At 55.3% G+C, this 24,209-nt stretch carries 21 protein-coding genes; 4 read left to right on the top strand and 17 right to left on the bottom strand.

Translation table 11 applies throughout. The features are described from left to right. Positions 1 to 129: 129 nt before the first annotated feature. Genes E1297_RS38705 through E1297_RS38695 form a run of 3 tightly spaced genes read right to left on the bottom strand, consistent with a single transcriptional unit; the run spans position 130 to position 4,010 of the window. Positions 130 to 1,425 carry a hypothetical protein gene (locus E1297_RS38705; RefSeq protein WP_155147721.1) on the bottom strand — a complete coding sequence of 432 codons (1,296 nt, stop codon included), beginning with the start codon at positions 1,423 to 1,425 and terminating at the stop codon, positions 130 to 132. Positions 1,426 to 1,467: 42 nt separating this feature from the next. Continuing rightward, a complete protein-coding gene (locus E1297_RS38700; protein WP_155147719.1) occupies positions 1,468 to 2,808 on the bottom strand; it encodes a TfuA-like protein in 1,341 nt (446 codons plus the stop codon). Beyond that, complete coding sequence (locus E1297_RS38695; protein ID WP_155147717.1) at positions 2,805 to 4,010, bottom strand: YcaO-like family protein; 1,206 nt, start codon at positions 4,008 to 4,010, stop codon at positions 2,805 to 2,807. Before E1297_RS38695 ends, E1297_RS38700 begins: the two co-directional genes overlap by 4 nt. A 419-nt stretch (positions 4,011 to 4,429) precedes the next feature. On the opposite strand from E1297_RS38695, the gene E1297_RS38690 reads away from it, so the two are divergent. The 3 genes from E1297_RS38690 to fdhD are packed head-to-tail and all read left to right on the top strand — an operon-like array spanning position 4,430 to position 7,844. Then, a complete protein-coding gene (locus tag E1297_RS38690; RefSeq protein WP_155147715.1) occupies positions 4,430 to 6,724 on the top strand; it encodes an FdhF/YdeP family oxidoreductase in 2,295 nt (764 codons plus the stop codon). A gap of 14 nt (positions 6,725 to 6,738) precedes the next feature. Further along, positions 6,739 to 7,014, top strand: a complete 276-nt coding sequence (locus E1297_RS38685) for a hypothetical protein (RefSeq protein ID WP_155147713.1) — start codon at positions 6,739 to 6,741, stop codon at positions 7,012 to 7,014. 56 nt (positions 7,015 to 7,070) lie between these two features. After that, positions 7,071 to 7,844 carry a formate dehydrogenase accessory sulfurtransferase FdhD gene (gene fdhD, locus E1297_RS38680; RefSeq protein ID WP_244328046.1) on the top strand — a complete coding sequence of 258 codons (774 nt, stop codon included), beginning with the start codon at positions 7,071 to 7,073 and terminating at the stop codon, positions 7,842 to 7,844. 14 nt (positions 7,845 to 7,858) lie between these two features. On the opposite strand, the gene E1297_RS38675 is transcribed toward fdhD, so the two are convergent. From E1297_RS38675 to napF, 9 genes are all read right to left on the bottom strand, one after another. Beyond that, positions 7,859 to 9,478, bottom strand: coding sequence for a GMC family oxidoreductase (locus E1297_RS38675; protein ID WP_155147708.1), 1,620 nt, complete (start codon positions 9,476 to 9,478; stop codon positions 7,859 to 7,861). A 209-nt stretch (positions 9,479 to 9,687) separates the two neighbouring features. After that, complete coding sequence (locus tag E1297_RS38670; protein ID WP_155147706.1) at positions 9,688 to 9,945, bottom strand: hypothetical protein; 258 nt, start codon at positions 9,943 to 9,945, stop codon at positions 9,688 to 9,690. A 15-nt stretch (positions 9,946 to 9,960) separates the two neighbouring features. Beyond that, positions 9,961 to 10,662 carry a NapC/NirT family cytochrome c gene (locus tag E1297_RS38665; RefSeq protein WP_155147703.1) on the bottom strand — a complete coding sequence of 234 codons (702 nt, stop codon included), beginning with the start codon at positions 10,660 to 10,662 and terminating at the stop codon, positions 9,961 to 9,963. A gap of 29 nt (positions 10,663 to 10,691) precedes the next feature. Beyond that, positions 10,692 to 11,135, bottom strand: a complete 444-nt coding sequence (locus E1297_RS38660) for a nitrate reductase cytochrome c-type subunit (RefSeq protein WP_155147702.1) — start codon at positions 11,133 to 11,135, stop codon at positions 10,692 to 10,694. 19 nt (positions 11,136 to 11,154) lie between these two features. Continuing rightward, entirely contained in the window at positions 11,155 to 12,078 is a 924-nt protein-coding gene (gene napH / locus E1297_RS38655) for a quinol dehydrogenase ferredoxin subunit NapH (protein WP_155147699.1), read from the bottom strand. Next, a complete protein-coding gene (napG, locus tag E1297_RS38650; protein WP_155147697.1) occupies positions 12,075 to 12,944 on the bottom strand; it encodes a ferredoxin-type protein NapG in 870 nt (289 codons plus the stop codon). The genes napH and napG overlap by 4 nt, the downstream gene beginning before the upstream one ends. Before the next feature lie 29 nt (positions 12,945 to 12,973). Then, entirely contained in the window at positions 12,974 to 15,475 is a 2,502-nt protein-coding gene (napA, locus tag E1297_RS38645) for a nitrate reductase catalytic subunit NapA (protein ID WP_155147695.1), read from the bottom strand. A gap of 16 nt (positions 15,476 to 15,491) precedes the next feature. Continuing rightward, the gene (locus E1297_RS38640) at positions 15,492 to 15,761 is read right to left on the bottom strand and encodes a chaperone NapD (RefSeq protein ID WP_155147693.1); all 270 of its coding nucleotides are present in this window, start codon (positions 15,759 to 15,761) and stop codon (positions 15,492 to 15,494) included. Further along, positions 15,755 to 16,273, bottom strand: coding sequence for a ferredoxin-type protein NapF (gene napF, locus E1297_RS51415; RefSeq protein WP_155147691.1), 519 nt, complete (start codon positions 16,271 to 16,273; stop codon positions 15,755 to 15,757). Before napF ends, E1297_RS38640 begins: the two co-directional genes overlap by 7 nt. An 819-nt stretch (positions 16,274 to 17,092) precedes the next feature. Between napF and E1297_RS38630 the strand changes: the two genes are divergently transcribed. Further along, positions 17,093 to 18,127, top strand: a complete 1,035-nt coding sequence (locus tag E1297_RS38630) for a glycoside hydrolase family 99-like domain-containing protein (RefSeq protein ID WP_209016263.1) — start codon at positions 17,093 to 17,095, stop codon at positions 18,125 to 18,127. 217 nt (positions 18,128 to 18,344) lie between these two features. On the opposite strand, the gene E1297_RS38625 is transcribed toward E1297_RS38630, so the two are convergent. The 5 genes from E1297_RS38625 to E1297_RS38605 all read right to left on the bottom strand — a co-directional run bounded on the left by E1297_RS38625 (position 18,345) and on the right by E1297_RS38605 (position 24,209). Next, on the bottom strand, positions 18,345 to 19,394 hold the full coding sequence (locus E1297_RS38625; RefSeq protein WP_155147688.1) for an AI-2E family transporter: 1,050 nt from the start codon (positions 19,392 to 19,394) through the stop codon (positions 18,345 to 18,347). A gap of 123 nt (positions 19,395 to 19,517) precedes the next feature. Continuing rightward, complete coding sequence (locus tag E1297_RS38620) at positions 19,518 to 20,291, bottom strand: TIGR03084 family metal-binding protein (RefSeq protein WP_155147686.1); 774 nt, start codon at positions 20,289 to 20,291, stop codon at positions 19,518 to 19,520. A 15-nt stretch (positions 20,292 to 20,306) separates the two neighbouring features. After that, positions 20,307 to 21,437 carry a nitronate monooxygenase gene (locus tag E1297_RS38615; RefSeq protein WP_155147684.1) on the bottom strand — a complete coding sequence of 377 codons (1,131 nt, stop codon included), beginning with the start codon at positions 21,435 to 21,437 and terminating at the stop codon, positions 20,307 to 20,309. Next, the gene (locus tag E1297_RS38610) at positions 21,438 to 23,411 is read right to left on the bottom strand and encodes an acetyl-CoA carboxylase biotin carboxylase subunit (RefSeq protein ID WP_155147682.1); all 1,974 of its coding nucleotides are present in this window, start codon (positions 23,409 to 23,411) and stop codon (positions 21,438 to 21,440) included. Between the two features lie 3 nt (positions 23,412 to 23,414). Continuing rightward, complete coding sequence (locus E1297_RS38605; RefSeq protein WP_155147680.1) at positions 23,415 to 24,209, bottom strand: enoyl-CoA hydratase/isomerase family protein; 795 nt, start codon at positions 24,207 to 24,209, stop codon at positions 23,415 to 23,417.

Genomic DNA, 24,209 nt, shown 5'->3' with positions numbered 1-24,209 from the left:
TTGGCGAAGTCCGAGACTGCGCCCCCCCCTCTTTGAGGCCCGATCAATTCGGACCAAATGTTTCATAAGAATTCACCCGCGTATTAAATGCCACAAAATGCGCGCAAAACAAAGCAATTTACGTTCGGGTCAATTTGGTATTTTTGTTCGTACAGAGTTTGCATGACTATTTTCATCAGCTTCAGGCAGTCGGGGACCCGCTGTTGTTAAACCAATTTCTCGCATTCTGAAGTTGCCTTCGATGATATTTCGGAACGCGCCACCGGTGATTTCCTGATCAACTGCAAGCAGGGCTTTTTCGACTCCGAAATAGCTCAGCATATCAGCGTCAAGCTTCTCCCAGGTGTCGGCCAGATAGGTGCCAAGATAGTCGCGCGCCTCCAATAAGGCGATGCGAAACCCTTCAGGATTTTGCTCATAGCGCGCATCAAAGATATTTTGCATCACCTCGTTGTAGTCTGGGGAATCTTCGAGCTTGTCTGACAGATCCTCTTCCTCGGCTGAGATCAGTCCATGCAGCAGCAAGCGCTCATGATAGATGTCTACGAAGATATCAAACATTGCGCCGGTCAAAGGCTCGGAAAGATCGTGTTCACTTGACCAGCCGCCTGCGAATTCGGACAGGACCCTGTCATTGGCGGCGGTCCGGATCTGGGCGTTCTCGGACAGTTCCGCAAAGCGGTTTAAGCGGTTGAACGTATAGAGATTTCCACGGGTGTTTCTCAGCAGATCGTCCACAACAGATCCAAAATGCAGGGACGCCAGCAAGGCAACCATGTCCGCCGCCGATTCATGGAACCCATAATATTCTCCGGATGCATCTTCGGTCGACGGCATCCCAATGACGCTATAGATGATCGCATGCCCAATCTCATGCGCGACAACATCAAAGTTCAGGCTGTAGGGTCGGTATTCATTGCCATGCTCATGTGTGCCTCCGGTTTCCAGGAAGCCCCACCCGATATGAGCATTGTCGAGACTGGGAAGTAGTGACAGTTCCAAACGGTCAAAATCGCGGGCAAAGTGCCATGGGATCGGTCGCCCGAAATAACCCTCCCAGACATCCATCGTGAAATGTGCTGAGCCGAAAAGGTGAGCCGCCTCGAACCCGGGATCGCCGGGTTGGACATGGATGAAATTACCGTCCTCATCCGGAGACGGCGGCGCTTGTATATAACCATCCCAAGGGGGCAGGTACATTTGCGGGCCATGCGGTCCCTGGACGTTCGCACCGTATGGAGTCGTCTTGCCGACCGGATCGACTGTGTACATGCGTGGGCCCGCCGGGCCGGGACCAATCGAACCGGGTGGAGCAGAAATCTCCACCAATTCCGGCACAGCATTGGATTCAAGAAAGGGCGATTGCGGATACAGCAGGAACCGGGTACCCGGTGCCTCGTCCTCCATCTGTTCGGGCCAGTTCATAATTTCCCTTCCCGCGTCGCGCAGGTGCCATTCAGTTACCGCCTATTCTGCAGGTTTCTTTTGGTCTGAGTCGACATCCATTTGGCAAAACAAAAATTCAGCTTCAATCAAGTCATAAAACGCTTCGCGGCCTGAGAGACCAACCGAAGCTGCGTATGATTCAAGATCATCAGGGACCTCTCGGTCAAGATGTGTTTCAAAATACCACATCAGCATCCGCAATCGATCGGCCCCTGCGTGAGAGCTTCCTGACGGTACACGAGAGCCGTATTCTGCTTTGCGCATTGCTCGGTCTCGCAAGTCTGAGTAACCACCCGACCGGCGCAGTTCGACCAGCAGCGTGGCACCAAGCTTGTCGGTGCGTTCAGAAATCATCCAGTCAACGCGGGAGGCATCGGCCAGCATTCCCTCGTAGCCGTCTGCGGTCAGATCGTTCATTTCGAGCCAGCGCATCAGATCTGCGTGCTGGGACAAGCCCTCATTGGTCCGATGGGCCGACATTTGCTTAACCAGTGCATCGCGATCCGGTTGTTGATCGCGCCTTTTCGCCTCGTCTCGGGCCAGAAGGCTGAGAGTGGCGCGATCTCGCAAAGTTGCGAAGAGATCGGGTTGCAACCGAATTTCGTTCAATACGGCATCATTGACAGCGCAATCAGAACTTGGCTCAGCATCAATACGCGCGCGCAGGCTCTGCCACATTAGCGAGCGCTCAGTTCTAACTGCGAATGGACCGTTAGAAGCGCCTTCCTCCAGATGTTGAAACATCCGAACCAGCATCGCGCGCGCGTCATCGCCTTTGGCATCCACACGACCAACAGGCAGCCAATCGATAAACTCGATCATCCCGGGCAATTCTCGCTTCGAATGCACGATATCTTTCCAGATACGGTCACGATAGTTCAGGGCCTTTGCTACGCGCAGCACTTCTGTCGCGGTCTCGTGCGGTAGCACGCCTTCGTCGCATGCGCGATCGACTGTCGCCCTGATCGAAACCATCGGTTCACTCAACGGCATGAACCCAAGCTCAGCCGGACCGTGCACCACTGCGACTTCATCATCATCAGTCAGCGTGCCGTTGTGATACTCTTCATAGATGCGCCCGACCCCGATCATTCCGAAATCAGCAAGTTCCGCAGCACGCAAGGCCCCCATGCTGGCGCTGCCAAACACTGAAATGCCCTGCTCCATCGCCCAGAGGATTTCTTTGTGCCAGACAGATGGCACTCCTTCAAAAAAGCCGTCAATGATCCCGATCGCGCGCGGGTTTTCCCGAACGACGCGATATACGTCACCCTGCCTTACTGGTGGCAAAACTGTTGCGCCCAGAAGCTCGGTAACCGCATCAGCCGTTAAGGTCGGGCCTGTAAACACAAATACGGTCATATTGCCTGCCCCATCACGCGCTGTGCCCGAGGACCGGGTATATAATCAGGTTCGTCATGCGGTGCTTCCAGGCCTGGTACAACAGCCCGGATAACCGCGATGTCGTATTTCGGTCGGGACAGGTCCACTGTTACAACCTGAGAGACCCCAACAGCCGTCAGGTGCGTTAGCAACAGGTTGAGGTCATCTTCGAACGAAGAGGTCACATGAGTCGGGCAATCACGGAACGACTTTGCAGGTTGAGCCTGATCAATCAGCTCGCGAACGTAGCGGCATCGATCGTTCTGCGCTGCATCCGTAAACTCCTCGGGGTCCAGATCATCGCGCGCACCGGAGATATAGGTCAGTCGGGTTTGCGCCGCTTCTGTCAGTGCACGCAACAATGCAATCGCGCGATCAGGGTGGCACCCGTCGCCAATGCCGATATGTCCCGATTTGCCATCAGCTTCGCAGATCACACAACGGAAACTGGCGATGCCTATGTCGGATGTTGTATCCCAGATCCCCAACTCCAGTTCCGCAGCCTCAATCTGTTCCATCGCCTGAATACATCGTTGGTCGTCAACGCTGTTGGGATCCAGACGCTCAGCCGCAGGTTGATGGTTCCATAAGGTAGTGGCATCACGTTCGATCAGTTCGCATATGGCGTGGCAGCTCGCCTCGATCTTACAGTTTCCGGAAGCTAGCCCATTGGTTGTTCTGGGGAAGGCCGCCTGCCCTCCCATCGGGGCCGAAGTGTAGTCCGTATCGACCATTTCGAGTGGAACCCAGCACGGACGTTCAGCACTCAGGTCCTCGCCCTCAACCCATACAGTGTTGCGATCTGGATCGAACCGACCACCAGACACACGAGGTAGAGCATAAGCATCAACCACATGCTCTTTTTCAATAAGATCATTATATCGGGCAAGGCGTTGCGGCAGACTCACCTGCTCTGCGTGCCATGACTCAATGGCCTCCATGACGCCCGACGCTTCTGCTGCGCGCAGGGATAGACCCTTGCCCAGCGACACCGCAACCGAGCGCGAGTTTGGTCTTGCAACCATTACAGTGGGTAATCCAACCCTGTCCAGCCCGGTCAAATTTGCGATGCGTGTGATCCCCATCTCTTTGAGAAAGGGCCTGACGATTTCGAGGGTTTGTTCCGGGTCGCGTAATCGGTGCGTATCAAGCACATAGTGCTTTCGTGAAGTTTCTGGCATTTGCCGGCCTTACAAATTCATAGCATTACGGCCTTCGTGGTGCGCCTTAAACGCGTGTCGGGCCAAATAAATTTGCGCAAGGATGCGAGATGGAATTGGATTGGTCAACAGTGGTGAGTACCCGTCAGTTTCAACCTTAAGGCCTCATTACAATCTGTAGGTGCCACGTTAGCAATCAAGTTTGATTATTATAACTTCAGAAATTTAATATGAATAGTTTATCAAAAACCCGATCTTGCAATTGACAGGTATACCATTCCGTCGCATCTAACTGATGGAAAGCCACTTGGACCGGGCGTGAATCTGCACGTCAAAACAAGCAGCTGCAACAAATCAACAACTTCGTATCGGCTCCGCCAAGGCGAGAGGTATTGCGTCATGCCTTCCTTGTCATCGCGCGTGATCAAACAGGTTCGAGAATGGCAAAAAAAGACTGCACCGGGAAAAGTTCGAAAGCTGCTGGCGGTTGGGGGGCCCTCAAAAGCGTGGGGCGCCAGCTGATGGGCAGTGGGAAACCTTTGTCAGGTGCCAAAACAATGCTCAAGGCCAACCAGCCCGATGGATTTGATTGCCCTGGTTGCGCCTGGGGCGACCCCGAGCATGGGTCATCTTTTGAATTCTGTGAAAATGGCGTCAAAGCAGTGGCTTGGGAGGCTACCAAGGCCCGTGTCACGCCCGAATTCTTTGCCAGCCACACAGTTACAGAGCTGCGAAGCTGGACCGATTATGATTTGGAGCATCAGGGTCGTTTGACACATCCGGTTCGCTACAACCCTGCGACCGACAAGTACGAGCAGGTAGACTGGGAAACTGCATTTGCTGAAATCGGTGCAGCGCTGAACGCATTGGACGATCCGAACCGTGCTGAATTCTACACGTCAGGACGGGCAAGCAATGAGGCCGCCTTTCTATACCAAATGTTCGTGCGCCTTTACGGCACAAACAACTTCCCGGATTGCTCGAACATGTGTCATGAGGCGAGCGGTGTCGCGCTGACCGAGGCAATCGGGATCGGTAAAGGTACGGTCCTGTTGGAAGACTTTGAAAAGGCAGACGCTATCTTTGTGGTGGGCCAGAACCCGGGAACCAACCATCCAAGGATGCTCGCTGACCTGCGCAAGGCCACCCTGCGCGGAGCGCGGGTTGTTGTCTTCAACACCCTCAAGGAAAAAGGCCTGCACCGATTTGCCGATCCTCAGAACAAGCTTGAGATGATCCGGGGTCGCTCCGAAGCAACCTCAACTGATTACTATCGGCCACGGCTCGGTGGTGACATGGCAGTCTTCCGCGGCATGGCCAAGACTGTTTTTGCTGCTGACGAAGTTGCTTTGGCCGAAGGACGACCGTCTGTGCTGGATCATGCCTTCATTACCGAACATGCCCACGGATTTGACGCCTACCGCGCCCTGGTCGAAAGCACGTCTTGGGAAAATATTGAGGAACAATCTGGTCTGAGCCGTTCCCAGATCGAAGAAGCCGCAGAAATTTACATGTCCTCGGATAAGGTGATCACCACCTGGGCCATGGGTGTGACGCAGCACAAGCATTCGGTTCAGACGATCCGCGAGATTGCCAGCTTTATGTTCTTGCGCGGCAATATCGGACGACCGGGTGCAGGTTTGTGCCCGGTGCGTGGCCATTCGAATGTACAAGGTGACCGCACAGTTGGGATCAATGAAAAGGCCCCTGAACCTTTACTGGACGCGATGGAGCGGGAATTGGGCGTTCCCATGCCGCGTGACCCGGGTCACAACGTATTGCATGCCATTGGCGCGATGCTGAACGGCCAGGCCAAGGCGTTTATTGGATTGGGCGGCAACTTTGCCCGCGCCACGCCTGATAGCCAACTGATTGCACAGGCTTTGGGCAATCTGGATCTGACCGTCAATGTGGCCACCAAGCTGAACCACGGTCATTTGTTGCCCGGTAAAGCCTCTTACATCCTTCCCTGCCTTGGACGGACTGAGATTGATCGCAACTCACAAGGTGCGCGCCAGATCGTGACGGTCGAGGATTCGATGTCGATGGTGCATGGTTCCGGTGGGATCAATCTGCCAGCTTCGAAAGAACTAAGGTCCGAGGTCGGGATCGTCGCTGGTATCGCCAAGGCAACCGTGGGCAGCGATGTGGTTGATTGGGACGTACTTGCAGATGACAACGACAAGATCCGTGATCTGATCGCGCGCGTCCTGCCCGCTTTTGGCAACTACAACGAGGCCGTCCGCAAGCCGCGCGGTTTCCATCTGTACAACAGTGCTGCGGCGCGGGATTGGCAGACCCCGACGGGGCGTGCAAACTTCTCGGACGCTGATCTGCCGGATCAGACCGAGTGGCAGCGCGCCAATAGTGATGATCAGACATTCGTGCTGCAGACCTTCCGCTCACACGACCAGTACAACACAACAGTCTATGGAATGGATGATCGTTACCGGGGCGTCTATGGTGAGCGTCAGGTCGTGTTCATGCATCCCGAGGATGTCGCGCTGCTGGGAGCTGAAGCTGGTAATCGGGTGGATGTCATCGGGTGTCATGATGATGGATTCGATCGTGTCGCCGAAAACTTCCGCCTTGTTCCTTACGACATCCCAAGGGGTTGCGTTGCTGGCTACTATCCGGAACTGAACGTTCTGGTTCCCTATCAGGCGTTTGGGGACAAAAGCTTCACCCCTGCTTCCAAGTCCGTCATGGTCCGTTTTCGACTGTTGGAGAAATAGGGGTGGAAGACGCAATGATGAATACCGTCACCAGTCTTATGGCAGAAAGCCCAGAACACCTGAGCCCGATCGGAGCCGGAGTTCTGGTCGCCGCGCATTTTGGAGTTTCCAGCGACAGCCGTAGCTTTGCGTCCAAACTGGGCGTCGCGCACGCTCTAGTCCTGCGTGAGTGCGTGACGCTTGCTGAAGAGCACCAGCTGATAAGTCTTGAGAACCGAGAAGAGCGTTCACAGCGCTTGTTCTATTCTTTGACCGCGCAAGGACATGATTTACTGGCGAAGGTGCACTGAAGATGACGGTGCCATTCCGTGACAGCCCAAAAATGCAATATGAAGCCTCTGTGCGGATGTCTTCATTCAGCGTCGGGACTGGTGTTGAGATATCGCGTGAACTGGCACAGGAGACACCGGTTGCTCTGGTGTTTAACGGCACGACGACAGCAGTGATGATGGCCTCGCCTTCCGACATACAGGACTTTGCCTATGGATTTGCGCTGACCGAGGGGTTCATCTCTGATCCCGATGAGATTGTGGATTTCGAGCAGGTTGCCCATGAGGCAGGTATAGAAGCTCGCTATTGGCTAAAAGACGATGCGTCCGAAAAACTGGGAAGACGTCGCAGGGCGTCAATGGGGCCGGTCGGCTGCGGGCTGTGCGGGATCGACAGCTTGGAACAGGCTGTCCGGAATATTGCACCTGTTTCGGGCATCCGATTGCAGATCGATGCAGCAGACATTGCATCGGCAACAGATCAGCTTCGGGATCATCAGGAGTTGCATGATCGTACCAGATCAGCCCATGCTGCCGGATTTCTCGTTCCTGGGAAAGGCATCGTGGTGGCTCGCGAAGACATAGGTCGGCACAACGCCGTGGATAAACTGCTGGGTGCGCTGATCCGCAATGACACAGATCCAGGACAGGGTGCCGTTGTTGTCACCTCGCGCGTGTCTGTCGAGCTGATCCAGAAGACCGCTGCTCTTGGATGTTCCATGCTAATCGCCGTATCGGCTCCGACAGCGTTTGCAGTCAAGCTTGCGCAACAATCGGGGATGACACTGGTCGCAAATGCGAGGAGAGCTGATTGTGAAGTGTTCACCCACGCTCACCGCATCAGGAAGTAATCCAGAAATACCTACTAGGGTTTGGCTGTTTTTCCGATCATCCCGGCCAGTTTTTCCGCGATCATAATAACGGGCGAAGCGGTGTTGCCTGAGACTATTTTTGGCATCACGGAAGCATCTGCCACACGAACCCCTTCCAAGCCGTGTACGCGCAACTGCGGGTCAACAACGGCCTTTGGGTCCGTTCCCATCTTGCAGGTGCCTACCGGATGAAAGATCGTGGTGGCGATGTCACCGACCGCCTCGACAAGCTCTGCATCGCTTTGAAACTTGGGTCCGGGCAGGATCTCTTCAGGCTGATACGGCTCAAGCGCCTTTGCTGTCATTATCTTGCGTGCCTGCTTGACCGATTTGACTGCAATAGCTTGATCCCGCGAGGCTGAGAGGTAGTTGAGCCGGATATCAGGCTGAATATCACAATCCTGGGTCGTGATATGGCTGCTGCCGATACTGTCCGGACGCAGATTACAGACCGAAACAGTGATTGCCGGGAACGGATGCAGCGGATCACCCAGCTTGTCGGTCGACAATGGCTGAATGTGGTATTCAAGATCCGGCGTTTCCATAGAAGGGTCCGATTTGGTGAACATGCCGAACTGGCTCGGGGCCATAGACATCGGCCCTGACTGCGTCAGCCCGTATTGCAGCGCGATCCGAGCCTTTCCCAACAGGCTATTGGCAATCGTGTTCAGCGTCTTGGCATTCTGCACTCGAAACACGGTACGTATCTGCAGATGGTCCTGAAGGTTTTCGCCAACTCCGGCGCTTTCATGCCGGACTGGGATTCCCAGATCGGTCAACAGATCGCCTCGCCCAATACCGGACATTTCGAGTATTTTGGGCGAATTGATTGACCCGGCTGCCAGAAGCACTTCACCATTGGTCATCGCGTCCAGAACCTTGCCCCTGTGACGAAAGCGAACGCCTCGGACAGTTTTACCGTCAAGGATCAGATGCTCGGTCATCGCTTCGGTCAGGACGCGCAGGTTCGGACGCTTCATCGCTGGTCGCAGAAAGCCCTTAGCAGTATTCCAACGCACGCCATTGTTCTGGTTGACTTCGAAGAATCCCGAACCTTCGTTGTTGCCATCATTGAAGTCATCACGTGGGAGAATGCCAAACTCTTTTGCGCCGTCCTGTACTGCCTGCAGGATATCCCAGCTCAGTTTTTGCTTCTGGACTTTCCATTCACCACCACTGCGATGCATCTCGCTGTCACCGGCATGGTGATCTTCGGACTTCAAGAAATATGGCAGCACATCATCCCAGCCCCAGCCTGTGTTCCCAAGCTGCCGCCAGTGGTCATAATCCGCCGCCTGCCCGCGCATATAGATCATGCCATTGACTGAACTGCAGCCGCCCAACACTTTGCCGCGTGGATAAGTCAATGAGCGGCCGTTCAGGCCGGCCTCGGGCGCGGTCTTCATCATCCAGTCGGTACGGGGATTTCCGATGCAATAAAGATAGCCGACCGGGATATGCACCCAGTGATAATTGTCGGACTTTCCCGCCTCCAACAGCAGGACACGGGTTTTGGGGTCTTCTGTAAGCCGGTTCGCCAGTACGCATCCGGCTGTACCCGCACCCACGATGATATAATCATAGTCGCCAGCTAGGCGCGCTGCATCCTTCATATGACGTCTCAGCATCTTCTTTTCAGGCTCATGATCTGTGCCCGAAACTGGCAAAGCCTGATCATAGGGATTTGTGTTGGTCAGTGCGGTTTGTATGCGCTGCCTTCAGACTAAACAGCAGGTTCACAGAATACACCAGCCCCTAAGGTTTGGCGTATAAACAATTTTTCCCACAGCAGAGAATTCTGAGCGCCAGCTCGACGAGGTGATCAGGCAGAAGCACCCTTGAGACGAATGGCGCACCCCAAGCTGCCTGCGATGACGCCAACGATAATTGCAATCACCAACTCCATCGTTTCGATCTGGTCGAATTTCCAACCTGAGAAGACAAGCGTTTCGACAACGCCAACAAGTCCACCCATCAGCGCGCCTAACCACAAGCGTCGTGTCATCATGCCAAGTGCCAGCCCGAGGATGCCCGGAAGGCTCAGGATATTGCCGCCGATTGTTCCAAGTATTTCAAGCATCTTATCACCTGTTTCCTATTCCGAGCGACTGTCGAGGAAAGACTGAATTGCAGTGCCATCTGCCGAGGCTTCCGCACGTATTGCAATCGGGTCATCGAAGCTCAGCGATCCGACCACATTCTGGTACTCTTCAAGGTAACCGGGTGGCAGGCTGTGAGCGATACCCTGGTGGCAATCGATGCAGGTCATGTTGTTGTCAATTGCACGCTGATGTTCGGACGCGGCGCGTGTCTCCTGAAGGGTAAAGTCCATGTAGTCGAAGTTGTGGCAGTTCCGGCATTCGCGGCTGTCAGAGGCTTTCATCTTCTTCCAAACCGCGGCAGCCATCTGCAGACGGTGATCCTCGTACTTTTCGGGCGTACTGATCGTGCCTGCCAGTTCGTGGTAGACATCTTTGACCGCCATAATCTTGGCTTTGATCTTGTGGTTCCATTCTTTCGGAACGTGACAATCGGAACAGATGGCCCGCACGCCTGAATGGTTGTTGTAGTGGATCGTTTCGCGGTACTCGCCAAGATTGGTTTCCATCGTGTGGCACGACACACAGAATTCTTCGGTATTGGTCAGTTCCAGTGTCCAGTGGAACCCACCCCAGAAAAGGATACCGCCCAGAAAGCCTGCAATCAGCAGAAAGCCGGTGCTGAACAGGGCTGCGGGTGTCCAGAACCAGGTCCAGATGCGGCGAAGCCAGCCATGATTTTCAGGAGAGTCTGCCATTTCGGTGCTCCTTTCAGACGTGCGCTAGGTTAGTTGCCGGAAGAAGGCTGAAAGACGTTGTCAATCAGCGCTGGCGCATCTGCCTGAGGCACATGGCATTGATTGCAGAAGTACCGTGTACCTGCGACCTGATCCAATTCGACACCGTCACGATCCAGATAGTGGGTCATGGACAAGGTGGGGGCATTTCGCTCACCTGCTTTGGTCCAGTCATGACAGGACAGGCACTGGTTGGTGCGCAGGTCAATTTGATATTGTTCCACCTTGTGCGGGATCAGCGGCGGTTGTTGGCGATAGTTACGCTGCATCCGCCCTTCGACATTGCGGTGAACCTGGTCAAGGGCGACAGGTTCGTCGATATCTGCACCGCGCAAAGAATCCACCTGCGAACCGGTAGATTGCGCAAGAGCGATACCCGCAGCGGCAGTCAGTGCCGCGGCAGCGAGGGCGCTGAATATGGCGTTCTTGTTCATGAGAAACTCCGTTGTTTGCTCAGGCGGCGCGACTGGCCCCGGATTTCGATAAAGGTTTCGAACGGGCCACGCGTCCTGGCGCTGAGGCAGTGTCGAAACGGTGAGAGAATTTGAAAACGTCAACCGCGCAGACGTCGATGCAACGTCCGCAATTGGTACAGTCCGGTGACAGGATCAGGGGTGTATCAGCGGTCTTTCCACGCAGCGCTGGTGAGATCACATGCATCTCGGGGCAGACCGCAAAGCAATCCATGCAATCGTCACAAGCCGCTCGGTTGACCGCGCTGACACGTAACAACGCCTTCTGACCTAAAAGACCGTAGAATGCGCCTACGGGGCAGATATGGCCGCACCAGCCTCGGCGCGAGACAAAGACATCGAAAACAAAGACAGCCAGCACAAAAGTCCAGGCGAAACCAATCCCGAAGATGAGACCCCGATGCAACATCGAGATCGGATTGATGACTTCCCACGCGATTGTTCCGGTTGCCGCGGAAACCAGCAACACGGTTCCCAAGATCCAGTAGCGGGTGGTTCGTTTCGGCTGCCAACCTTTTTGCATGCCCAATTTGTCGTGCACCCAGTGTGCGCCGTCTGTAATCGGATTGATCGGGCACACCCAGCTGCAATAAACCCGCCCACCGATTACTGCGTAGGCACCACCGACAATCAGAGCGCCGATGAGGGCAGTCATCTCTGGCCAATGCTGAGCGAACATTCCTTGCAATAGAACGAAGGGGTCAGTCAGAGGCAGCGTGTCAAAGGTTAAAGAACCATTGAGATTGCCCTTGACCCACCAGATACCGAACCAGGGGCCTAACAGGAAAAGTCCGAGAAACGTAAGTTGGGCAAGGCGGCGCATTATGAGGTACTTGTGCGCCCCCATCCAGCCCTTGGCTTCAATGGCCTCCTGTCCAACTGGCAGATGCACAGCACCACTCATTGTCCGACACTCCCGGTATCAGGCAGCGAGAAGCTGGGGGTGAAGCCGCCTTCCATTGAAGGGTCGGGCAGTGCTTCCGTCCCGTTTATGTATCCGCCGGGTGCGGCAAGGTTATCTGTTCCGGGTCCGGGCAGTCTGTCCGGCAGGTCAATCAACTCGTCGACCAATGGATCGCGGTCTTCCCATCCGAGTTTGTAATGATCCGCTGCCTCGGCCATTGCAATCCGGCGCGGCAGAACCTTGATCGCGGATTCTCCGGGCAGAACGCAGGATTTTTCACATTTCCCGCAGCCTGTACAAGCGTCCGAATGGACCACCGGCATGAAAATGGCGTGATGGCCCGAGCGTTCATTATGGCGGCGCTCAAGTGTAATGGCTTCGTCGATAACCGGACAGACCCGATAGCAGACGTCACAGCGCAGCCCCAAAGCGTTCAGGCATCTTTCCTGATCAATCAGAACGGCCAGCCCCATGTCGGCGTCATCGATATTGGTCAGTGATGGGTCGAGAGCACCGGTCGGACAAGCGACAACGCAGGGAATATCCTCGCACATTTCACAAGGCACTTCGCGGGCCGTGAAATACGGCGTGCCGGTGGCCGGTCCATCAACTCCCAGTTCCGCCAGCTTCAAGGTGTCATAAGGGCAATCGCGGACACACAGACCACACCGAATGCAGGCGGCCAGAAACTTGTCTTCATCCAATGCCCCGGGTGGCCGTATCGCCTGCGCCGGCAGGGCGCGGGCATCCAGCGTCAGGTAGGCAAGAAAACTGCCCGCCACGGCACAACCCGCCGTGACCCGCGCTGTATCCTGAAGGAAACGGCGCCGGTTCACGGGGCTTGATGTTGTGACGTTAGCGGGCATCTGGCTTGCTTACATTCTAAATGGTTGTGTCAGGCGCGTTCGACCTTGCAGGCACATTTTTTGAAGTCCGTCTCTTTCGAGATCGGGCAAGTTGCGTCCAACGTCAGCTTGTTGGTCAGCTGGCCTTCATCGAACCATGGGAAGAACACCACGCCTTTGGGCATCTTGTTGCGCCCGCGTGTCTCAACCCGCGACAGCACATCACCGCGTCGAGTTGATACGTTGATCTCTTGCCCACGCCGCAGACCGCGCTCTTTCGCGTCTTCGGGGTGCATGAAGACTACTGCAGCAGGGAACGAACGGTGCAGTTCCGGGACACGACGGGTCATCGAACCCGAATGCCAGTGTTCCAGAACGCGACCTGTAACCAGCCACAGATCATATTCTTCATCCGGAACCTCCGGCGCCGGTTCGTATGGCGCGAAGATGATGCTCGCTTTGCCGTCCGGCTTGCCGTAGAATTTTACCCCTTCACCTTCTTTTACATAGGGGTCGTACCCTTCGCGGAAGCGGTAGAGAGTCTCCTTGCCGTCAACCACAGGCCAGCGCATCCCGCGTGCCTGATGGTAAACGTCGAAATCAGCCAGATCATGCGCCTTGCCGCGTCCAAATGAGGCGTATTCCTCGAACAGACCCTTCTGGACATAAAACCCGAAATGATTGGCTTCCTGATTGTTGAAACCTTCGGCGGTATCCGACAGCGGGTATTTGTTGACCTTGCCGTTTTCGTAAAGAATTTCGTACAGGGTCTTTCCGCGGTACTCGGGCATCTGGGCGATCAGCTCTTCGGGCCAGACATCCTCGACCTTGAAGCGTTTCGAAAACTCCATCACCTGCCAGACATCCGAGCGAGCCTCACCCGGTGCATCGACTTGCTGGCGCCAGAACTGGGTGCGGCGTTCAGCGTTGCCATAGGCACCTTCTTTTTCAACCCACATTGCCGTGGGCAGGATCAGGTCGGCTGCCAGCGCGGTAACCGTGGGATAAGGATCAGAGACCGTGATGAAGTTATCCGGGTTGCGATAGCCCGGCCATCCTTCTTCATTGATGTTAGGAGCGGCCTGCATGTTGTTGGTGCACTGAACCCAGTGACAATTCAGATCGCCGTCCTTCAACCTGCGGTGTTGTTCCACCGCGTGGTAGCCGGGTTTGGGCGGGATAGTCCCTGCAGGCAGCAGCCACTTGTCTTCAGCGATCTCGCGATGCTTTTCGTTGGCCACGACCATGTCTGCAGGCAGGCGGTGCGCAAAGGTGCCCACTTCGCGCGCAGTGCCACATGCCGATGGCTGACCAGTCAGCGAGAACGGTGAGTTGCCTGGCTCGGAGATCTTACCCATCAACAGATGCACATTGTACATAAGCGAGTTCACCCACGACCCGCGGGTGTGTTGGTTAAAGCCCATGGTCCACAGGCTCATGATCTTGCGGTCGGGGTCGGCGTATTGCTGAGCCAGACGCTCCAGCTGTGCAGCGGGCACGCCAGACAGCTCGGACACGTATTCCAGCGTATAGGGTGCTACATATTCCTTGTAGGCTTCGAAATCGATCTGTTCGAGTTTGCCGTGCTTGCCCTCGTGGGCTGGATTGGCCGCTGCCTGTTCCAGTTCATGCTCAGGACGCAGGCCATAGCCGATGTCGGTGGCCGTTTTTGTGAAGTTGACGTTCTTGTTGACGAAGTCCCAGTTCACCGCATCGTTCTGAATGATGTAGTTGGCGATGTAGTTGAGGATTGCCAGATCGGTTTGCGGCACAAATATCATGCCGTTGTCGGCCAGCTCGAATGAGCGGTGTTCGAAAGTCGAAAGCACATGCACTTCGGCACCCGGTTTGGTCAGACGGGTGTCAGTCAGCCGCGACCAAAGGATCGGGTGCATCTCGGCCATGTTCGAACCCCACAGCACGAACGTGTCGGCATGTTCGAAGTCGTCATAGCAGCCCATCGGCTCGTCGATGCCGAATGTGCGCATGAAGCCGGCCACAGCTGATGCCATGCAATGGCGTGCGTTCGGGTCGATATTGTTCGAACGCAGACCGGCCTTCATGAATTTTGCGGCTGCGTAGCCTTCCCAGACGGTCCATTGCCCTGAACCAAACATCGAAACCGCGGTTGGGCCTTTTTCCTTGATGGAGGCCTTCCATTTCTCGGCCATCACGTCGAAGGCTTCGTCCCAGCTGACCGGTTCGAACTCACCATTCTTGTCGTAGGCTCCGTTTGACTTGCGCAATAACGGAGTGGTCAGACGGTCGGAGCCGTACATGATCTTAGACAAGAAATAGCCCTTGATGCAGTTAAGGCCGCGGTTCACCGGCGCCTCGGGGTCGCCCTGGGTGGCCACAACGCGACCGTCTTTTACACCGACAAGAACAGAACAACCCGTGCCGCAGAAGCGACAGGCTGCTTTGTCCCAGCGAATGTCTGGAGCCCCGATCTGAGCAGAAGCACTCTGAGGCAGGGTGATACCGGCGGCCGAAGCCGTTGCAGCGGCAGCGGTCGCCTTAAGGAACGAGCGGCGGGACGTTGGCAGAGTCATGGCTATTTTCTCCCGTTCAGGCAGAGGGTTGCGAATGAGCTTCGTTCTCGGCCGGAAGCTCTTCGAAATGGTGGTAAGTCAGGGTGACAGTCAGCACGCCGGGGATCTGGTGCATATCCATAATCTGATCAGATGCCCGCGTTGTTTCGGTGTCTTCGACGGTGACAACAATGCGCCCGTTTTCACAGGCGTGAACCTCACAGCCTTCGGCCGCATTTATGGATTTGATCACGCTGTCAGTCGTTTCGGGCATCGCGTGGACAAGGCAGCCGCAAATGTTCAGCATGTCTGTGCCTCCGTTGTTTGAAGCATTTGGACCATTTGGATTGCACCTACTGGGCAAGGCGCGACGCAGCCGCCACAACCCGTGCAGGAGGTTTCATCGATTTGTGGCTCGGCTCGGCCCTGCGTCATCAATCGGAACCGGATGGCGGACTCATCGCAGTGGTCCTCGCAACTGCGACACTGCACACCATTCTTGGCGAGGCAGGTGTCGGTGGTATCTGCACGCCAGTGCCAGGGTTGAGATTCCTCCAACGCGCCTGTCTGGCAAGCATTGATGCAATCACCGCAGAAAGTGCAAGCGCCTTTGTTGAAATCGACGACCGGCGATCCGTCCGGGGCCGATAAGATGATGCCTTCCGGGCAGGCCCGTACACAATCACCACAGCTTGAGCAGATCTCAGAAAAGCGAGAATCCCCGATCGCCCCAAATGGCCTCGGGGCGGGCGGTTCATTCTCTGCGGGCGTCGAGAATCTTCCCCGCAAAAAACTGCGTCGAGTGGCTTGGGGCGTCATGATGCGCGCGTCCTAGCTTACAAAGTTACTTTCCTTGCGTTCAGCAGCCTATTTGGTTTTTTGGATCCCAGACTTGATTTATATCATGTTTGACCAGTTAGTCTTGGAATTATATTATTCATATATGTTATGCACTTACCAAGTATTGCGAGCGCGATCAGCGAAAGGCACCGCCATCGAAACGATGAAACTACATTCTGGATCGCTGTGTGAAAAATGCGGTTTTGGAGTTTCACCACAACCTTGGTTGGTGTTTTGCCTGAAGCCCTGATGACAACATCTATCCTGAGGTCAGAGCAGAAGCTTGAGCCCTGATTTGGCCCCAACATGCACCATGTTGCCAGAAGTCTTCCATTGGTAATTCGTACCTTGGTGGACTGACCCAGACGCATCGTTGCAGCGGCTACTGCCTCTGGAATTAGGGATTGCGGAATAGCGCCATATTATTTAGCAGCAAACTCGATAGCATCATTTGAGCATGACGGAAGCATTCCTATAAGCGATTGGCATGCTTACAGCGGAAGGGCCACTTCCTCGCAGTCAGCGTCAAACGCCGTAGAATGAGAAATTTGCATGTCGATCAAAGATACCCTGCTTTTCTACCTGCTTTCAGCTGCTTCCAAATGCAGCCCTCCTCTATCCTCACGAACGGCAAGGCGATTTCGCAATTCGGCTAAGAAGCGTGATCCGAGACGGGGCTGGAATACTCAAGGCCAATCACAGCGGCAAAGTTTCGAAGCAATCGGTCGGTCTGACGAGTTTGTGCCCTTCAACCCACCTGCAGCGGCTGAACCGGCAGTCAAAGCAATCGCACATTACTTGCCCCAATTTCATCCATTCAAGGAAAACGATGAATGGTGGGGTAAAGGTTTTACCGAGTGGACCAACGTCGGAAAGGCGGTCCCAAACTATCCGGGCCATTATCAGCCGCATTGTCCAATTCACCTGGGGTATTATGATCTGCGATTGCCTGAGATCATGGTCGAGCAGGCACAGATGGCCAAAGCCTATGGGATAGGCGGATTTTCATACTATTTCTATTGGTTTGGCGGAAAGACCCTGTTGGAGCATCCGCTGGAGCAGATGCTTGCCAACCCCGACGTTGACATGCCCTTTTGTTTGACATGGGCAAACGAAAACTGGACCCGTCGTTGGGATGGGCGAGAACATGACATATTGATCGGGCAAAATCACTCCATCGAAGATTCCGTGAATCTGCTGCGACATGTGCGCAAATACATGGAAGATCCGCGCTATATTCGGATAGACGGAAAACCCGTATTTATTGTTTATCGCGCCAATATCATTCCCGATATCCGGGAAACAACGAAAGCCTGGCGAGAAGAAGCACAGCGTTGGGGTGAGCAGGGTCTCTATCTTGTCGCCGCACAGACCTTCGATATCGGAGACCCCGAAAAACTGGGCTTTGATGCCGCGATGGAGTTTCCGCCTCAACAGGTACAGCGTACTGATATCACCGACGAAATGGGCGTCTACAATCCTGAATTTACAGGTATGATCATGGATTACGAAGCGGTGGTTGAAGCCCAAATCCAAAAACCGGAACCGGATTACAAGCTGTTCCGATCTTCTACGCTGTCATGGGACAATACGGCACGCAATCAGGATGCACCCCGTATCATGGGTCGATTTTCCATCGACGCATACAAGCGCTGGACGGAACAGTTGTGCAATCAGGTTCTGGCACGGGACAAATACAGCGCTAACGAAAAAATCGTTTTCATCAATGCTTGGAATGAGTGGGCCGAGGGAACTCACCTGGAACCGGATCAGCGTTACGGGTTTGCCTATCTTCAGGCGACCTATGATGCGCTACCGAAAAAGGACGGATAGGCCCCCATCAGGGGTTGGAGCAGAGCAAATTCTGCGCAGCCGATGCCCTGCAAATAATACAGGGTCAACTGCGTCGGCATCCCTGCGCTCTGGAAGCAATACGTTGCTCAGAAAAAGGATGCTCGACATATCGAGAGCTAACTGGTGTTCGCAGGCATCGTTCCAGTTATACCGTGAACCACAATGCATGGAAACTGGGGGCTCAAAGCATGCACTCTCAATCGATTTCTCCGTTTTCGGACATGAGGATCGCGATTGGGCGTGTTGACTGGATCTGAGACAGGATGATCATCACGACCGCGGTCAGAGGTGCGGCCAGGATTGTGCCTGCGAGTCCCCACATGGCGGTCCAGATTGCCAGCGAGAACAAAACCATGAACCCGCTCAGGTTCACGGAATTGCCAACCAGCCGTGGCTCCAGCACGTTGCCGACAAACAGCTGTGCCGCCATAAGCGCCACAAAGGCAATCCCGGCATGCCAGAGGTCAGTGAACTGCACCAGACTCAGCATGACCGGAAACAGCACGCCCAGGATGGATCCGAGGTATGGAATGTAGTTCAAAAGCCCGATCAGGATGGCCCAGAACAACGCAAACTCGATCCCCAAAAGAAGCATGATCACGAAAGAGATCGTCGCCAGAATGACATTGATCAGTGTTTTAGCGCTCAGATAGCTGCCGATTTTCTGGTTGATCTGGCCAACTATTTTCAGCGACCGGCCGGCGGTTTCTGCGTTGCCAAAAGCTTGCTGTACCTTTGCTGGCATACCGTCCAGATCGGTCAGGATGAACACCATGTAGAGGATCGCCATGAACAGGATTGTGCCAAAACCCTGCACGGTGGTCAGTGCCCCTTGCAGGAAACCCATGACATCAAATTTGTCCGAAAGGGTTTTCTCGATCGTGGACCAGTCCGGCAGTTTCTCGACACCCAGAGAACCCATGATGGTTTCGACTAACGTGTTCAGGTTGCTTTGATAGCGCGGCATGTTCTCAGCAACTGCTTGCGCGTTTGCCTCAATGAACATGGCCATCAGGAAAACGATCAGGAATATCGTCAGCAGGGCAAGCAGGCGCCGCAGCCGTCGCGGTATACCACGCAACCCGGGAACGCGACCAACCGCCGAAGCGGTGGAATCCAGAACATAGATGCCGATGATGCCCAGAAGCACCGGTAACAGGATGCTTTTTCCAAGAACCAACAGCCAGCCCACCAACACAGCGATGATTAGGCCAGCGGCCAGTTTTGTCACATCAAACTGTAGCATATCCGTATTCTCTGTCCGCTTCTGCGTTCGTGTCTGACGCGTTAACAACGTATCGTCAACTTGAGCCCACTAAACCGTGCGACTCCAACAATCACGGCTAGCCAACCAACAACGCTTCTGGCGTTAGGATCGGTGACGCGTACCCACAGCAGGGGGCTTTTCCACCCCACCCGCAAAACACTGAGCGATCGACATCCACTCTGTCGCTATTGCACCTTCCACTTTCAGGGAAGTATCTCCGATGTTGCGCGTCTGGGCGGAAACCTGAGCAAACTCTACGGCAGAGCCTGTGATCTTGTTTTCACCCGGCTCACCAAACTCCCAAACTGCCCCTGATGGCGCGGTCAACTCCAATCGCGGCATCGCATCGGGTACGGGCCGACCATTGACCTTATAGGCCCAACCAAAAGTGTTCACACACAACACAACGACGTTCCTGATACGATCATGCTCGCTGCGCACAAGACCCAGAATGTCGAACACTTCCTGACCGTGTGCCCAGGTCTCCATCTGCCGGGCAGTAATTGAGGAACGTACCGACATATCCGGACCCGCCCATTTCACCCTGTGCTTGGGATCGAGATCCACCCAACGTGCACCAATGTCGGTATAAAGCGACCGCCAGGCCGCGCGCAATTCTGCCCCGCGTTCTGAGATCACCTCATTCTCTGCCGCGCGCAGGCCTTCAACCTTGGCCTTGGCGAACAATGCCCCAATTCGGGCGGTAAAGGCGTCAGGATCGTTAAGGGACAGGTCAGCCATTTGGTTCCAATAGTGCAGATGCACGAGCACATCGTTCAGCGTCCATCCCTTGAATTGGGTTACAGTTTCCCATTGATCGCCTGATACATCTGCCAAAACCGCCTGCAAAGCGTCGCTTTCTTCTAGAAAATCCATTGCCTGTTGCACTGCTTAGCCCTCCAACGTTGAATTCAGACGGTCGATAGCGGCCAGATAATCCTGCTTGAATTCCTGAACGACTGCCGTAGCCGAGGTTACCTGGTTCATCAGACCGACCCACTGTCCGACCCAGTAAGTTGAGAGCTTCTCCGCCCCCTCATGTCCGGACTGCGCCAGTTTCTCGACCTTGCGCAAAGCCGGTTCTGAAACCAGCGACTGATAGGGCATCGCAAGTGGATCCGGCCCATCAGTCTCCCACGCATCCGTCCAAGCGGATTTGAGTTGGCGGGAATGCTTGCCGGTGCGTGAACGGCTCCGCACGGTGTCGGCTGATGTCGCTGCCAGCATCTTGTCCTTGATCTGTTGTGGAGGTTCGCCCTCGGCTGTTGTCAACCAGACCGAGCCGCACCAGGCGCCCGCAGCGCCCATTGCAATTCCTGCGGCCATCTGCGCGCCATTCACAATACCCCCCGCGGCCAGCACAGGGGTGCCGTTCGCCACCGAGACGATTTCGGGCACCAAAACCATGGTCGACACTTCCCCGCAATGACCACCAGCTTCGCCACCTGCAGCTACAAGGATATCAACACCTGCAGCTACCTGCAGTTCTGCATGCTTTTTCGAACCAACCAGCGCGGCAACCGGTACACCAGCAGCCTGTGCGCGCTCCATCATGATTGGCGGAGGCGTCCCCAGTGCATTGGCGATCAGCTTGATCGGATATGAAAACACGATGTCCAGAACAGCTTCGGCACCGGTGGTGTTCATGTTGTCGGAAAGGTGCATCATATCGAGGCGGGCGTCGTCCAAACCGTCAAGGCCAACACCGTGATCGTTTAGCAGGGAATTGGCGAACTGCTTGTGTGTCTCCGGCAGAGCGGCAAGCAGGTCTTGCCCGCTGAGGGCCGGATCGCCCTGTTTCTGCATCGACGTCGGAACGATCAGATCCACACCATAAGGTTTGCCGCCGCAATGTGTGTCGATCCAATCCAATTCAGCCCTCAACTTGTCCGGTGGTGTCAAGACCGCCCCGAAAACGCCCATGCCGCCCGCGCGCGATACTGCAGCCACAACATCCCGGCAATGGCTGAACGCAAACAGCGGGAACTCGATCCCAAGTCGACGGCAAAGATCGGAATTCATCTAGGTCTCCTCAATCTCGATCATCACATCGCCCGAGGTTAGCTGCTGACCCGTTTCGACGTGGACCGCGGTGATCACACCGTCTACGGCCGCCGTGATTTGATGCTGCATTTTCATCGCTTCCAGAACAGCCAGCCGGTCGCCCTTGGCCACGTTCTGGCCAGCTTCCGCGTTCACTTCGATTAGCAAACCCGGCATTGGGGCGATTACGCAGCCTCCGGCTGTGGTTGCTTCGTCAACAGCGCCGGGGCGCAGACGTCGAAACTTCAGGCGCTCAGCACCGATGGCGAACTTGACCATGTCGCGTGTCAGATGGGCCACAACATCTACGGTCTGGTCATTGATGCGTGCTCGGATATTGGAGCCCGAGCGGTTCACGAACGTAACATCAAACTTCTCTTCTCTGACCCAAACGGTCCAACCATCCGGACGCGCGCGGGCACGAATGCTAACCTCATCCTCACCACACACCAGTTTTACGCTGAACGGCAAAAGGGCGGCGCTGGACCAGCCGAGTTGATCGCATGAGACGTAACCAGCCGCATCCTTAGCACGCGCTTGGTCGGCTTCGAGCATCAGGGCAAGTGCCAAAGCGGCGTCGCGCCCGCTGGTCTGATAAGCGGGGAAACCCTCTGGATAGATGCGATCAAGAAAGGTTGTTGTAGCATCGCCGCTGATGAAAGTGCCCTGCCCCAGCACATCCACAAGGAAGGCCGAATTCGTCACCGTTCCGAGTAACACGGATTCCTTTACTGCCCTGATCAGCCGCGCTCGCGCAGTTTCGCGGGTGGGTCCATGCGCGATGATTTTGGCCAGCATCGGGTCGTAGAACGGAGACACTTCCTGCCCGGTTTCAATGCCTGCGTCCACGCGCACTCCGGGTCCGATCGCAAACTGCCAGATGTCAATCGGACCCGTTGCCGGCAGATAGCCGTTGACCGGATCCTCGGCATATAGGCGCACTTCCATCGCATGCCCATTCAGGGTCACATCCTCTTGCGAAACCGGAAGAGCTTCGCCCTGAGCGACCGCGATCTGTATTGCCACAAGATCAAGACCGGTGACCATTTCAGTCACCGGATGTTCCACTTGCAGGCGGGTGTTCATTTCGAGAAAATAAAATTCCCCTGAAGCATCCAGCAGAAATTCAACAGTGCCTGCTCCGCGATAGTTCACCGCGCGCGCAGCCTCAATGGCGACATCGCCCATCTTTGCCCGCAATTCAGATGTCATCCCCGGGCAAGGAGCCTCTTCGACAACCTTCTGGTGACGGCGCTGAACCGAACAGTCCCGTTCGCCCAGATGGATCACATTTCCATGTGTGTCGGCAAAGACCTGAATTTCAACGTGGCGGGCGTCGGTAATCGCCTTTTCAAGGATCAGTTCACCAGAACCAAACGCATTTTCTGCCTCGGATCGCGCCAACGCGATTGCCGCGGGCAAAGCACCAGCGTCGTGAACCAGCCGCATCCCGCGCCCGCCGCCACCAGCTGCTGCCTTTACCATGATGGGAAATCCAATGTTGTCCGCGGCTTTGACCAAAACGGCTTCGGACTGATCATCGCCCTCATATCCCGGTACACAAGGCACGCTTGCAGAAAGCATTAGCCGTTTGGCGTCAGCCTTGTCGCCCATCAACCTGATTGCTTCGGGGTCGGGACCGACAAAGATCAGTCCAGCGGCCTCAACCGATCTGGCAAACTCTGCGTTTTCAGACAGGAACCCATACCCTGGATGGATCGCCCCAGCCCCCGTTTTTTCGGCAGCTGCGATGATCTTATCGCCCTTCAAATAACTTTCGCCAACGGGTCCGTCTCCGATCCAAATCGCCTCATCAGCAAGTTCAACATGCGGCGCCGTGGCGTCCGCGGTCGTATAAACAGCCACTGTCCGAAGACCGAGCGATCGCGCGGTCCGGATGATGCGTGCGGCAATTTCCCCGCGATTGGCGATCAGAAGTGTATCGAATACCATTGCTCAACCCCCTGCCCAATTGGGTTTGCGTTTGTCCAAAAAGGCCGAAATGCCTTCTTTCGCCTCGTCCGACAGCAATCGTTCGGCGAAACTCTTTGCTGCCATCTGTCGCTGCTGTTCCCGGGTTTGAAACGGCATCTCAATCAATTGCCGTTTTATCGCGGCCATGGCTTGCGGCGCTGTCGATCGGGTCATTGCCTGAATTTCTTCAATCGCGTTGTCCATCTCCTCAGGGGCGACAACCCGATCCACCAATCCCAGGCGTTTAGCCTCTTGCAAATTAACCGTAGCGCCTGTCAGCATTAGTCGCCGCGCAGCGGGCATGCCCAGCCGGGTCACTACAAATGGTGCGATCTGCGCAGGGGTCAGTCCGATGCGTGTTTCGGACAGGCTGAACCGTGTGCCTTCGCTTGCGACAATCATATCCCCGGTGCAGGTCAGTCCGAGTCCACCAGCCATTGCAGCGCCTTCAACAGCCATGACACTGAACTGTGGCAGAGCGGCCACCGCGTCGAACAGATCGGCAGCCCGCAGACTCAGGCGGACTATGTCATCTTGCGATGCCGAGCCGTCAAAGCTGGATTTGAAGGACTTCAGATCGCCGCCGGCACAAAAAATTCCTCCGCGCCCGCGAAATGTTACGCCTTGTATCGGTGCGTTTGGCAGCGCCGCGCACAAGTCGAGCAGGGCATCCACCCGCGCATTTGTCAGGGGGTTCCGGCGTTCAGGCTCGTTGAACCAGACGGTCAGCCAACTGCCATCCTGTTCCAGCTCGAGATGTTGAGATTGTGGCAGCAT

It is taken from the genome of Roseibium sp. RKSG952, from assembly GCF_009711355.1.
The sequence above is the reverse complement of the archived record's forward strand: the minus strand, read 5'-3'. Positions and strand labels throughout refer to the sequence as shown.